General features: G+C 53.3%; 12 protein-coding genes. 6 read left to right on the forward strand and 6 right to left on the reverse strand.

Going from position 1 to position 12,565, the window contains the following annotated elements; all coding sequences use genetic code 11:
- Positions 1–2 precede the first annotated feature (2 nt).
- From rlmH to ACMAY6_RS13270, 4 genes are read right to left on the reverse strand one after another with little or no spacing between them, the layout of a single operon-like run.
- Positions 3–470 (reverse strand): 23S rRNA (pseudouridine(1915)-N(3))-methyltransferase RlmH, encoded by a 468-nt coding sequence (gene rlmH, locus ACMAY6_RS13255; protein ID WP_435212553.1) that lies wholly within the window; start codon positions 468–470, stop codon positions 3–5.
- A complete protein-coding gene (gene rsfS / locus ACMAY6_RS13260) occupies positions 470–823 on the reverse strand; it encodes a ribosome silencing factor (RefSeq protein ID WP_435212555.1) in 354 nt (117 codons plus the stop codon). Before rsfS ends, rlmH begins: the two co-directional genes overlap by 1 nt.
- A 17-nt stretch (positions 824–840) precedes the next feature.
- Positions 841–1,488 carry a nicotinate-nucleotide adenylyltransferase gene (gene nadD, locus ACMAY6_RS13265; protein ID WP_435212557.1) on the reverse strand — a complete coding sequence of 216 codons (648 nt, stop codon included), beginning with the start codon at positions 1,486–1,488 and terminating at the stop codon, positions 841–843.
- Positions 1,485–2,741 (reverse strand): glutamate-5-semialdehyde dehydrogenase, encoded by a 1,257-nt coding sequence (locus ACMAY6_RS13270; protein ID WP_435212559.1) that lies wholly within the window; start codon positions 2,739–2,741, stop codon positions 1,485–1,487. The genes nadD and ACMAY6_RS13270 overlap by 4 nt, the downstream gene beginning before the upstream one ends.
- A gap of 114 nt (positions 2,742–2,855) precedes the next feature.
- On the opposite strand from ACMAY6_RS13270, the gene ACMAY6_RS13275 reads away from it, so the two are divergent.
- Positions 2,856–3,077 (forward strand): (2Fe-2S)-binding protein, encoded by a 222-nt coding sequence (locus tag ACMAY6_RS13275; protein WP_435212561.1) that lies wholly within the window; start codon positions 2,856–2,858, stop codon positions 3,075–3,077.
- A gap of 134 nt (positions 3,078–3,211) precedes the next feature.
- Positions 3,212–3,700, forward strand: a complete 489-nt coding sequence (gene bfr / locus ACMAY6_RS13280; RefSeq protein ID WP_007234839.1) for a bacterioferritin — start codon at positions 3,212–3,214, stop codon at positions 3,698–3,700.
- Between the two features lie 9 nt (positions 3,701–3,709).
- Here the strand turns inward: bfr and ACMAY6_RS13285 are convergent, their stop codons facing one another.
- Positions 3,710–5,182, reverse strand: coding sequence for an amidohydrolase family protein (locus tag ACMAY6_RS13285; protein ID WP_435212564.1), 1,473 nt, complete (start codon positions 5,180–5,182; stop codon positions 3,710–3,712).
- Positions 5,183–5,241: 59 nt separating this feature from the next.
- Positions 5,242–5,568: a Grx4 family monothiol glutaredoxin gene (gene grxD, locus ACMAY6_RS13290; RefSeq protein WP_435212566.1), complete on the reverse strand. Its 327-nt coding sequence runs from the start codon at positions 5,566–5,568 to the stop codon at positions 5,242–5,244.
- A gap of 166 nt (positions 5,569–5,734) precedes the next feature.
- On the opposite strand from grxD, the gene ACMAY6_RS13295 reads away from it, so the two are divergent.
- From ACMAY6_RS13295 to ACMAY6_RS13310, 4 genes are all read left to right on the forward strand, one after another.
- Positions 5,735–6,910 (forward strand): aspartate aminotransferase family protein, encoded by a 1,176-nt coding sequence (locus ACMAY6_RS13295; RefSeq protein ID WP_435212568.1) that lies wholly within the window; start codon positions 5,735–5,737, stop codon positions 6,908–6,910.
- Positions 6,907–7,812 (forward strand): ornithine carbamoyltransferase, encoded by a 906-nt coding sequence (argF, locus tag ACMAY6_RS13300; RefSeq protein ID WP_435212570.1) that lies wholly within the window; start codon positions 6,907–6,909, stop codon positions 7,810–7,812. Before ACMAY6_RS13295 ends, argF begins: the two co-directional genes overlap by 4 nt.
- A 397-nt stretch (positions 7,813–8,209) precedes the next feature.
- Positions 8,210–11,104, forward strand: coding sequence for a ribonucleoside-diphosphate reductase subunit alpha (locus ACMAY6_RS13305; RefSeq protein WP_435212572.1), 2,895 nt, complete (start codon positions 8,210–8,212; stop codon positions 11,102–11,104).
- A gap of 33 nt (positions 11,105–11,137) precedes the next feature.
- On the forward strand, positions 11,138–12,397 hold the full coding sequence (locus ACMAY6_RS13310; protein ID WP_435212573.1) for a ribonucleotide-diphosphate reductase subunit beta: 1,260 nt from the start codon (positions 11,138–11,140) through the stop codon (positions 12,395–12,397).
- Positions 12,398–12,565: the final 168 nt, after the last annotated feature.

The following is a 12,565-nucleotide window of genomic DNA, read 5'->3' on the forward strand; positions in this document are numbered from 1 at the left end:
AATCAGGCTCGGTGGTAGGGATGACGAGCATTGATAGACCAGGCTCGGTACAGCTGTTCAGCCAACACAACGCGAACTAGAGGGTGGGGCAGCGTGATCCTCCCGAGTGACCATCTTGCATCTGCACGGTTTAATAAATCAGCATCAATACCGTCCGGGCCACCAATCAAAATAGCCATGGATGCCCCTTTGTGCTGGCTGATGGAAAAACTTTCGGCCATATCCTCAGTCCGAACCAGGCTGCCCCGCACATCCAAAGCCACCACCGTATCGTCATCTTTTATTTGCTTCGAAAGAGCAGTGGCTTCCTGAGCCCTGAATTTGTCGCTATTGTTACCCTGACGCTTGGCAGGAGCTATTTCAACCCACTCCACGCGGAAATCCCTGGGCAGACGCTTGCAGTACTCGGAGACGCCAGCTACGACCCACGGCGGCATTCGCGTCCCTACCGCCAGCACTCTTATGCGCATTACTCAGCGCTAGGGGGCGCGGTCCATAACCGCTCAAGATCGTAGAAACTGCGCGTCGCCGGTTGCATCACATGCACCACAACATCGCCAAAATCGACCAGCACCCACTCACCCACCGTTTCACCTTCAATACCGATAGGTCGCATAGCTTCAGTTTTGGCCCGCATAATGACGTTATCAGCCAATGACTTAACATGACGCGTCGAGGTACCGCTCGCAATGACTAGAAAGTCCATCACCGAGCTCAACGCCTTTACGTCGATGACCACTGGATCAACCGCCTTAAGGTCATCTAGGGCATCAAGCACCAGCCCTGTTAGCGCGTCGGGTTGCGACGCGGTTAAATCACTCACTCAAACCCCCTGGGTAATTACTTAGCCGAACGGTAAAGACCGTGATCATTAATATACTCTAATACGCGGTCGGGCAGGAGATATCTGACGTTTCTACCCCCAGCAACTGCAAGCCGCAGCGCCGATGAAGAGATGTCTAAGGCTGGCTGAAGCAATCTTGTGACGGCGCCCTCAGCTTGCTTTAAAAGTTGCGATGGCGAAACCTCATGCTCTTTTAACCAACCCTGAAGCTCCGGTGGCAGTTGTAGATCCCCGGGCGGTCGGGACAACACCGCAATACTGGCGTGATCGAGCAAAAGCTCCCAATCTTGCCAATGGTTGAGCCGTTGTAACGAATCAGCACCCATGATGAAGACGATCACTACCTCAGGCCCCAACTCCTGACGCAATTCTCTTAGCGTATCCACAGTGAAAGACAAGCCCTCCCGGTCCAGCTCACGCCGGTCAACGGTTAGACCCGCCATTCCTTCAACAGCCAGATCAAGCATGCGTGCTCTGTGTGCTGCACTTACCCCCGGGGTGGCCTTTAGGGGCGGTAACCGAGCCGGCATCAACCGGATCGAATCGAGGCCTAGCAGGTCTCTACAATCTAACGCCCCCCGTAAATGTCCCACATGCACTGGATTGAAGGTGCCGCCCAGTATCCCGATGGCCGGCCGATTCACTGACGCACGTGTCCATCGCCAAAAACAATATATTTACTCGAGGTGAGGCCCTCGAGACCAACCGGACCTCGAGCATGAAGCTTGTCGGTGGAGATACCTATTTCCGCGCCTAAACCGTATTCGAAACCGTCTGCGAAGCGTGTCGAGGCGTTAATCATCACCGAGCTGGAGTCTACTTCGCGCAAAAATCGCATCGCCGTAGTGTGGTTTTCTGTGACGATACTCTCTGTGTGACCCGAACTGTATTGCGCAATATGCGCCATGGCGCCGTCTACGCCAGCGACCACTTTGATCGATAAAACTGGCGCCAAATATTCCGTTTGCCAATCTTCTTCGGTGGCTGCTACGCCAATGGCAGCGCTGGCGGCACAGGCTTTAGTGCACCCCCGCAGCTCAACCCCTGCGGCAGCTAGCGCCTCAGCAATAGCGGGCAGTAAAGCGAGGGCTTCCTCATCGATCAGCAAAGTTTCTAACGTGTTGCAGGTTCCGTAACGCGAAGTTTTCGCATTAATGGTAATCGCTTGGGCTCGTTCGGGACATGCCTCCGCATCAATATAGACATGGCAAATACCATCGAGATGCTTCAACACTGGCACCGTTGCTGCCCCACTGATTCGCTCTATGAGCCCTTTGCCACCTCGAGGGATCACCATATCGACATAATCGGAGAGCTGAATCAGGGCATCTACTACGGCGCGGTCCGTTGTCTCTACAACTTGAATAGCTTCATTGGACAAACCGGCTTCTGCCAGTCCTTTTTGAATGCAACGTCCCAGCGCCAGATTAGAGTTAATGGCTTCTGAACCCCCTCGTAAAATGGCGGCATTTCCGGCCTTCAGGCACAAGCTCGCAGCCTCTATCGTTACGTTGGGCCTAGACTCATAAATAATTCCAATAACCCCCAGAGGCACCCGCATTTTGCCAACCCGAATACCAGAGTCCATTGTGCGAACACCGTCGATAGCGCCAACAGGATCAGGCAATGCAGCGACCTGCTCCAAGCTCACCATCAAACTGGCAATCCTGTCGGCATTCAGTTCGAGTCTGTCAAGCAACGCGGGCGCGAGCCCAGACTCCACGGCTGCTGCTAAATCTTCGGCGTTGGCCGCCATCAGATCGTCTCGGTTACTGGCAATTGCATCTCGGATGCCCAGCAGCGCCTGATTTCGAGTCGCTACCGTGCTTGCCGCAACAATACGAGAGGCGTCTCGGGCCTGCCGACCCAGCTCTTTTACCCTGTTTTCGATGGACACAGTCAATCCTTCATTTTGGTGCGGAGAGTATACGCCCAAGACACTCGCTCCCACAGGCCAAAAACCAATTGCTAATGCGGTTGACAATGATTCGCAATTGCGTATTCTAGACATATGTTTGTTTGTATATGCAATGGCGTGACCGACTCTTCCATCCGACGCGAGATGGAAGCCGGCGCTACGTCTTTTGCCGACGTCCAAAATCGCTTGGGTGTAGCCCGTCAGTGCGGTTCCTGCGAACACCTAGCCCGCGCCATCGTCAACGAGTTTTCTAAACCTGATCCTAGATACTTTTACAACGCCGCTCCCGACGAATCTATGGCCGCCGTAGCCTGACGATAACGTAGCTGCTAATCATTCTGATTAGCATTAGAAAATTTATTTAAAACAAAGACTTAACCTGTTTATTTTGTGGTTCAGACGCGGCCATTACGTTATAGTAGCACCTCCCTATTTCACAGGAATGCACCATGAAAGGCGACGCTAAAGTTATCGAACATCTCAACAAAATTCTCTACAACGAGCTTGTTGCGATCAATCAATACTTTTTGCATAGCAAAATGTACAAAGACTGGGGTCTCAGCGAACTCGCGGAACACGAGTACCACGAGTCTATAGATGAAATGAAGCATGCAGACGCCCTTGTAGAGCGCATCTTGTTCCTAGAGGGCCTCCCCAATCTGCAAGACCTAGGCAGGCTGATGATTGGCGAAAATCCCCGAGAAATGCTCGAGTGCGATTTGAAACTTGAGCATATCGCCCACGAAGATCTCAAAGCCACAGTGGCCCATTGCGAGGAGGTCAGGGACTACGTGTCGAGAGACCTCGCACAAAGCATCCTCGACGCCGAAGAGGAGCATATTGACTGGCTGGAAACCCAGCTCTCGTTAATGGATCGAGTTGGCGAACAAAACTACTTGCAAACAGCAATGCGTACGGTCAAGCCATCGGAAAGCTGAAACAGCGGCTTATTCCGCAAGCGGGGTGGTATCGAGATAACGCCCCGCAGCAGCCGATGGCACCAAAGCACCACCTTCGACCGTGATCACGCCGCCGACAATGACGTGTTCAATGCCCCGCGGCGCTTGCCATGGCGAGCCGTAGTCAGCACCCGCGGCCACCTCGTCAGGATCGAAGACCACTAAATCTGCATCAGCCCCAAGGACGACTCGCCCCTTCCGACTAAACTGTGGCGCAAAACCCTCAAGCCACTGCGCCTGTTTTAAACTGATTCGAGACAGCGCGTCGCTTAAATCCAGTATGCCCTGCTCTCTGACGTAGCGTCCCAACAGACGAGAAAAGCTGCCTGAAATATTGGGGTTAGTCATTTGCTGGGTATCAAAAGCGGGCAATGCATCGGTCGATACCATCATGTCAGGCCAGCGCAGCGCTGAATGCAGCCAAGCTTCCTTTACGTAGTGATGGTTCACCATGCCCCCGGGTTCGGTTTCGGCATAGTGCTTCCAGGTTTTTTCGGTAAGCCACTCACCCGTGGCCACCCATTGAACATCGCTGTAGTCGATAGCGAAAATCCTACGCCAGTCACGTTGACGAAAAACGTCCGCGGAGATACTCGTACCCCCAGCCAAATAACTGAGGGTTTCCGTCGTGACTGAAACTCCCCGAACTCGGGCTGCGTCAATTTTTTTCAGCCAAGTCTCGATGCCATTCATGGCGTTGTGTGTGATGTGGCAAATAAACACGGCGGAGCCGTATTGCTCAGCAAGCGCTAACACCTCATCTAGACCCGCAGTGTCTCCTGGCAAGTTGCGCCGCACGTGAACAAAAACGGGAACACTGCGCTCACCGGCCAAACTGAAAATCATGGCCAATTCATCAGCGCTAACGGCATCGCGCATGTAGTCCAGCAGCAAGCCCACGCCCAACCCGCCGCCATCAAGACCCGCTTCAATCTTCCGACGAATCTCAGCAATCTGAGGCGCTGTCGCTAGTTGCGTAAAAGCTGGAGAGGACATACTCCCCTGCTCACCTCGGTAAAAAAAGTAGGGCAGATCACGTCCTTCAATGACCTGAATTCTTGCCGCAAAATGCCCCACCGAAGCCCCGTAGTTAATAATGGGGCGATTTGCGACGAGGTCGCCCGCGGCCTGAGAAGGCAGAGCGCCCGCCTCCATCTCAAGCTGTGTCGTTACGCCATCGAGAACATTTCGTTGCTGTCCCAAGGGCGTCAGGGTGTGACTGTGGATGTCTATAAAACCCGGAGCCACCACGAGGCCGGTCGCATCAATCGTCTGGCTGCCTTGAAGAGGGGTTGTGCTGATTGCCACCACTCGCCCCTGTCGAATACCCACATGCCGAATGGCATCTAAACCACTTTCAGGGTTGATCACCCGACCGTTGTTGATGACGAGTGAAAACTCCCCCGCGGCACTGGCCACCGGCACTGGGGGAGCGATCAGCCCCCACGCCAAAAGGAGCACTGTAATCAGTGCTCTGGGGGTGCGTGTAGCCTTGCTCAGAATAGCCTTTGCACCTGCGGCTATGCCTCCTGATCGCCGGCATTAGCTTTGATCGCCTCGGCCAACTCTCCTGAGGTTTCCATCTCCGCAATAATATCGCAGCCGCCAATTAGCTCACCGTCAACCCAAAGCTGCGGGAATGTCGGCCAGTTGGCATAAATCGGCAAATTGGCACGTATTTCCGGGTTCGATAAAATATCGACATAGGCAAACCGCTCACCGACACTCGCTAAGGCCTGCACCGCTCGAGCAGAAAATCCACATTGCGGCTGGTTCGGGGAACCCTTCATATACAGAAGCACCCGATTATTGGTGACCTGCTCTTTGATCGTTTCCATAATGTCCATGCTGCCCTCCAAAGTGCAGTCATTGGGCTGCCGATGAGCCCGCTCTCAGTTAGCGGCATAGTATAACGCCGAGTGGACGCGGATACATGCCCGATCACGGCATGTTTAAACCATCCTCCGCAAACTGTAGACTTGCGCGCTCACTCAACTGACCGGTCTTTGAGCTATGTCAGCCATTATGCGCACCTACAAACAGTTTCCGGTCGCCTTTGTTAGAGGACAGGGCGCGACCCTGTGGGATGTGCAGGGCAGGCCTTTCCTCGATGGGCTGTCTGGCATTGCAGTGACGAACTTAGGCCACTGCCACCCTAGGGTGACTCAAGCCATTGAAGCGCAAGCCTCGCAGCTAGTACACACCTCGAACCTATTTCGGATTCCCGGCCAAGAACAGTTGGGGGCCGAACTGATCTCAGCCACCGAGATGGAGTCGGTTTTTTTCTGCAATTCGGGTGCTGAAGCCAATGAAGTCGCTATCAAACTGGCCCGCCGCTACGGTCACGACCGCGATATAAAAACACCAACTATTGTCGTTTTGGATCGCGCCTTCCACGGCCGCACCCTTGGAGCCTTGGCCGCCACAGCGGGCGAAACCATGCGGCAACCTTTTGAACCTATGGTTCCGGGATTCATACGTATTGCCCCGGAGGATTTTGAGGGGCTCAAAGCACTCGAACCCGAGGCCAATATCGTAGCGGTGCTTGTTGAACCCGTTCAGGGGGAAGGTGGTGTCCGGCCACTGTCTCGGGAGTACCTGCAGGCGCTGCGATCACTGTGCGACCGACAAAGCTGGCTGCTGATGTTTGACGAGGTACAAACGGGCAACGGGCGGTGTGGCGCTCTTTACGCCTACCAGCGCCTCGGCGTGACCCCCGACGTGCTGATAACGGCGAAAGGCCTGGGTAATGGCTTTCCCATTGGTGCATGCCTTGCCAAAGGGGAGGCCTCTACAGCGCTTCAGGCAGGTGACCATGGCACTACCTATGGCGGCAGTCCTCTCGCCTGTGCCGCCGCGAGTGCCGTCATAAACACCCTCGCCAACCCAGATCTGCTCGCCAGAGCCGATGTGATTAGAGAACACATTCTGCAGGCTTTACATGGCCACCTTGCAAACCCTGCGAGAGTCACAGACATCCGCGGTCTGGGACTCATGCTGGGGATCGAGGTAGCGGTGCCAGCGATGGGCTTGGTCGCCGCGGCCCTTGAACAGGGCGTGGTGATTAATGTAACTGCAGGCAACACCATAAGACTTCTGCCACCGTTGGTCATGACCAATGATGAGGCCAAACAGCTTGGTCACAGTGTGGCCGAAATCATCAATCAAGCGCCGGAGATAGCGGCATGAGCAAACCCAAACATTTTCTTACACTGAGTGATCTGACCTCTGACGAACTTAGGGGCATTATTGGTAGGGCCAACGAACTCAAAGCTCAGCAACGCGAAGGCGTCGCACACGCGCGCTACCCGGGCAAAGTATTGGCTATGTTATTTGCCAAGGCCTCCACGCGGACCCGGGTATCTTTTGAAGTGGGCATGCGTCAACTTGGTGGCAGCGCTTTGTTTCTCTCTTCAGCAGACACACAGCTGGGGCGCGGTGAGCCCGTTGAGGACACCGCCAGGGTACTGTCATCGATGGTTGATCTCGTGATGATTCGCACCCACGATCACAGCAGCGTCGAGCGGTTTGCCGAGTTTGCATCGGTGCCCGTTATCAACGGCCTGACCGATGACTACCATCCCTGCCAACTTTTGGCCGATATGCAAACTTGGTTCGAACACCGCGGTGACATTAAGGGCCGACGCGTATGCTGGCTAGGCGACGGCAACAATATGTGTCACTCCTACATCAACGCTGCACGATTACTCGATTTTGAACTGGTGGTGGCCTGCCCCGACGGCTATCAGCCCGCCTCGCAGCTGGTGTCGGAAAATAGTGATCGCGTTCGTATTGTTCATAATGCCAAGGAGGCAGTTCGGGGTGCCGACCTACTGGTTACCGATGTCTGGGCCTCGATGGGGCAAGAGGATGAACAGAAAGAGCGCAGTGCCGCAATGGCCCCCTATCAACTGAACCGCGAACTCCTAGCGATGGCACAGCCAGACGCCCTATACATGCATTGTCTGCCCGCTCACCGAGACGAAGAGATTTCCTCAGAACTGATGGCTGCGTCGGACACCGTGATTTGGGACGAGGCCGAAAATCGACTGCACGCCCAGAAAGCGTTGATCGAGTTTTTACTCGGCTAAAGCCCTGTCGTTGCGCCTCGGAGGCATCCGGGGTGCACTTTTGGGCGTCCCCACTGTGCGGGTCAATAATTTGTCCCAAAAATATCAACAAAAACAGTGTCACCTATCCACAGCCCTTCGATATCGAAACCCGTCAACATTGGCAGTGCTATTAATGTAAGTAAGCACTCACCTAGAACTATTTGCACAGGTTGTACACAGGTGTTCCAGCCTTTTTCTCTATTGCATTAGTCGCAACACCCGCCTATCTTGGGTTTGTCGGATCTCGTTACCCCTACATATTGGGTCTAGGCCGCGCTTAGGCGTTGGCGGCGAATGGGCGGAAAACGGCACAACCAACGCGAGCGGCGACCAGACCCCAGCGTGGATTTATATATTTTGACGAGGCCAAAATAAGATGCAAACAGGCACAGAAACCGGAACCTCAACGCTGGCTGGCGGCAAAGCTCCAGTGACAGGAACAGAAAACACCCAATCAGGGCGACTTCAAGCCACCGCACCGGGCCAACTGAGGGTCATCAAGCGCAACGGCACGGTAACCAGTTTCGAAGACAGTAAAATATCGGTAGCTATTACCAAGGCTTTTTTAGCGGTTGAGGGTGGTACTGCAGCCGCGAGTAGTCGTATCCACGAGACCGTGGCAAAGCTGACCGAGAATGTCATAACAACGTTCAAGCGGCGCATGCCTTCGGGCGGCACCATTCATATAGAAGACATACAAGATCAGGTGGAATTAGCCCTGATGCGGGCTGGGGAACACAAGATAGCTCGGGATTACGTCATCTATCGGGAAGAGCGCGCTCGTGACCGCGCAGCGAAAGCAGCGTTATCACCAGAATCCCAAGCCGCAGCCAGCGGCATCAATGTGGTGATGCCCAATGGCAGCCGCGAACCCCTAAACATAGAACGGGTGCGCACCATCGTATCTGAGGCCTGCGCTAATCTGGTCGACGTCAGCGAGTCCGCTATCATCGACGAAGCACTGCGAAATCTATACGACGGCGTAACCGCAGAAGAAGTCAGCACAGCGCTGGTCATTACAGCTCGAACCATGATCGAGCAAGATCCCAACTACAGCTATGTCGCAGCCCGACTGCTACTCGACAACTTGCGAGCAGAGTCTTTGGATTACTTGGGCGTTGCGAAAAGTGCAACCCAGAAAGATATGCAGGCGCTCTACAGTGAAGCACTGAATGCTTTTATCAACCAGGGTGTGACCCTAGAACTCTTATCTCCTGAGCTTCTAGAGTTCGATATCGCAGCCTTAGGACAGGCGCTGCTGCCAGAACGCGACCTACAATTTAGCTACCTTGGGTTACAAACACTTTACGACCGCTATTTTATCCACGCGGACGAAGTGCGTATCGAGCTACCCCAAGTATTTTTCATGCGGGTTGCTATGGGCTTATCGATTCGTGAAGACGACCCGAATGCACGAGCCATTGAGTTCTATCAGCTCTTGTCATCCTTCGACTACATGAGCTCCACACCCACACTGTTTAACTCGGGAACTTTGCGGTCACAGCTGTCGTCTTGCTACCTCACCACCGTCCCCGATGATTTATTCGGCATTTACGGCGCAATTCAAGATAACGCCATGCTATCCAAGTTCGCTGGCGGACTGGGAAATGACTGGACCCCAGTGAGGGCGCTGGGCTCTTACATCAAAGGCACCAACGGAAAAAGTCAGGGCATCGTGCCGTTCTTGAAGGTGGTGAACGACACCGCCGTCGCGGTTAACCAAGGGGGCAAGCGCAAGGGCGCAGTATGTGCTTATTTGGAGACTTGGCACCTCGACATAGAAGAGTTCCTGGAACTTCGCAAAAATACCGGGGACGACCGCCGTCGTACCCACGATATGAATACAGCCAACTGGATTCCTGACCTCTTTATGAAGCGGGTGTTTGAGGATGGCGATTGGACCCTGTTTTCACCCAACGACGTGCCTGACCTGCATGATCTGTACGGTAAGGCGTTCGAGGAGCGCTATGCCCAGTACGAGGCTATGGCCGCGACTGGCGAAATTCGAGTGCACAAAACCCTTAAAGCTCAAGCCGTATGGCGAAAAATGCTGGGCATGATTTTTGAAACAGGTCACCCATGGATGACTTTCAAAGACCCATGCAACGTGAGGTCTCCACAACAGCACGTCGGCGTGGTCCATTCTTCTAACTTGTGCACAGAGATCACTTTGAACACCAGCGCAGACGAAATAGCGGTCTGTAATTTGGGGTCAGTGAACCTGCCGCAACACATAGAAAACGGGAAGCTCAACCTAAAGAAACTGCGTGCCACAGTACGAACAGCGATACGCATGCTCGACAACGTGATCGATATCAACTACTACTCGGTGCCACAGGCTGAGCAATCGAATATGCGGCATCGCCCCATTGGATTGGGCGTCATGGGCTTCCAAGACGCACTGTATAAGATCGACGTTTCCTACGCCTCTGAAGGCGCTGTCAGCTTTGCCGACCAGTCTATGGAGGCCGTAAGTTACTTCGCTATCGAGGCGTCGAGCGAATTGGCCGCAGAGCGTGGGGCGTACTCAAGTTATGAAGGTTCGCTCTGGAGCCAAGGTATTTTCCCACTCGACTCCCTAGACATGTTGGTGGAGCAACGCGGGGCCGAATATATCGAAGTAAACCGTGACATGACGTTTGATTGGCCCGAACTCAAGGGTCGCGTAGCCCAACATGGCATGCGCAATTCAAACTGTATGGCGATTGCACCTACGGCCACTATCGCCAATATCACGGGCGTGTCGCAGTCTATTGAACCCACTTATCAAAATTTGTATGTCAAATCTAACTTATCGGGCGAGTTCACTGTTGTGAACCCCTACCTGGTTAGAGACCTCAAAGAGCGCGATTTGTGGGATAAAGTCATGGTTAACGACCTCAAATATTTTGACGGCTCGGTCCAATCCATTGATCGCATCCCTGATGACTTGAAAGCTAAATACTCTACGGCTTTTGAAGTTGAACCAAGGTGGCTTGTCGACAGTGCCAGCCGACGTCAAAAGTGGATTGACCAAGCTCAATCTTTGAATCTTTACATCAATAACGCCAGTGGTAAAAAGCTGGACGTCACTTACAGAATGGCTTGGTACAGCGGTCTGAAGACCACCTACTACCTCCGCAGCCTCGCTGCCACCGGCACTGAAAAGTCGACGGTTGAATCTGGAAAACTTAACGCTGTGGCCTCGGGTGCCGCAGAAGCAGCACCACAACCCGCACCCGTACCGCAGGCTTGCTCTCTGGATGACCCAGATTGTGAAGCCTGCCAATAATCTCAAACCACGTTGAACTGAGGAGACAATACGATGCTCAGCTGGGAAGAATACAATACCGAAGAAGCCATCATTCCTGCTGCACCAGTAGTGCAGCCAGAAGTGAAAGCAGAACCCGTCGTTGAAACGCCAGAACCAGTAACGACTGACTACAAACAAGGCGTAGCCGCTGATGCTGAAGCAGCTGCAATCATGGCCGACAACGTCAAAAAGGCCAAAGGTTCCATCGACCAGATCGATATTGCTCCTGGCCTAGAAGAACTGGAAATGGGCGCGGCCCGAGTCAGCGTCGACGAAAAGGCGATGATTAACTGCCGAGCAGACCTAAACCAGTTGGTACCCTTCAAGTACGACTGGGCTTGGCAAAAATACATTGATGGCTGCGCTAATCACTGGATGCCCCAAGAAATCAATATGACTGCAGACGTTGCAACTTGGAAAGCCCCCGACGGCCTTTCCGACGACGAGCGTCGTATCGTTATGCGTTCTTTGGGCTATTTTTCAACCGCCGACTCTTTGGTAGCCAACAATCTAGTACTTGCTATTTACAGGCTCATAACCAACCCAGAGTGCCGTCAGTACTTGCTGAGACAGGCTTTTGAGGAAGCTATTCACACCCATGCTTATCAATATTGCATTGAGTCACTCGGCATGGATGAAGGTGAAGTCTTCAACATGTATCGTGAAGTCCCCTCAGTTGCCGCCAAAGCAACTTGGAGCCTCGGCAAAACACAGAGCCTGTCGGATCCTAACTTCCGCACCGGCACGGTAGAGACCGATCAAGAGCTGCTGCGTAATCTCATCGGATTCTACTGCGTGACCGAAGGTATCTTTTTCTATTGTGGCTTTACTCAAATTCTGTCCATGGGTCGTCGCAATAAGATGACGGGAGTCGCCGAACAGTTTCAGTACATCCTGCGGGATGAGTCAATGCATCTCAATTTCGGTATTGATGTCATTAATCAGATCAAGCTGGAGAATCCCTTACTCTGGACGCCCGAGTTCCAGCAGGAAGTGATTCAAATGATTCTAGAAGGTACGGAGCTCGAAATCGCCTACGCTAGAGACACTATGCCCAGAGGTGTTTTGGGTATGAATGCGGCCATGATGGAAGAGTATCTACAGTTCATCTGTAACCGACGTCTGACTCAGGTAGGCCTACCGGAGCAGTTTCCCGGAGCCCAAAATCCGTTTCCTTGGATGTCCGAGATTATGGATCTGCGAAAAGAAAAGAACTTCTTTGAAACACGGGTTATTGAGTATCAAACAGGAGGTGCTCTGACCTGGGATTAGAGGTCCAAAAACTCTCCGACAGCGAGAGTGCAGACTATCAAAACCCCCTCGAACATGACTCAGGGGGTTTTTTTATGGGCATTGGTTTCTCAACTCAGTGGTTCGATAATGGGTTGACCATCAGAGAGACTTGGGAGACCAACCGGCTAAACTAAGCACCCAAGTCAA

Origin of the sequence: Luminiphilus sp. nBUS_16, assembly GCF_051201645.1 — a bacterium.
GTDB lineage: Bacteria > Pseudomonadota > Gammaproteobacteria > Pseudomonadales > Halieaceae > Luminiphilus.

What these genes read in the sequence shown, in the direction of transcription:
- rlmH (WP_435212553.1), bottom strand. Translation starts at nt 470, where the DNA reads ATGCGCATAAGAGTGCTGGCGGTAGGGACGCGAATGCCGCCGTGGGTC.
- ACMAY6_RS13275 (WP_435212561.1), top strand. Translation starts at nt 2,856, where the DNA reads ATGTTTGTTTGTATATGCAATGGCGTGACCGACTCTTCCATCCGACGC.
- bfr (WP_007234839.1), top strand. Translation starts at nt 3,212, where the DNA reads ATGAAAGGCGACGCTAAAGTTATCGAACATCTCAACAAAATTCTCTAC.
- grxD (WP_435212566.1), bottom strand. Translation starts at nt 5,568, where the DNA reads ATGGACATTATGGAAACGATCAAAGAGCAGGTCACCAATAATCGGGTG.
- ACMAY6_RS13295 (WP_435212568.1), top strand. Translation starts at nt 5,735, where the DNA reads ATGTCAGCCATTATGCGCACCTACAAACAGTTTCCGGTCGCCTTTGTT.
- argF (WP_435212570.1), top strand. Translation starts at nt 6,907, where the DNA reads ATGAGCAAACCCAAACATTTTCTTACACTGAGTGATCTGACCTCTGAC.
- ACMAY6_RS13305 (WP_435212572.1), top strand. Translation starts at nt 8,210, where the DNA reads ATGCAAACAGGCACAGAAACCGGAACCTCAACGCTGGCTGGCGGCAAA.
- ACMAY6_RS13310 (WP_435212573.1), top strand. Translation starts at nt 11,138, where the DNA reads ATGCTCAGCTGGGAAGAATACAATACCGAAGAAGCCATCATTCCTGCT.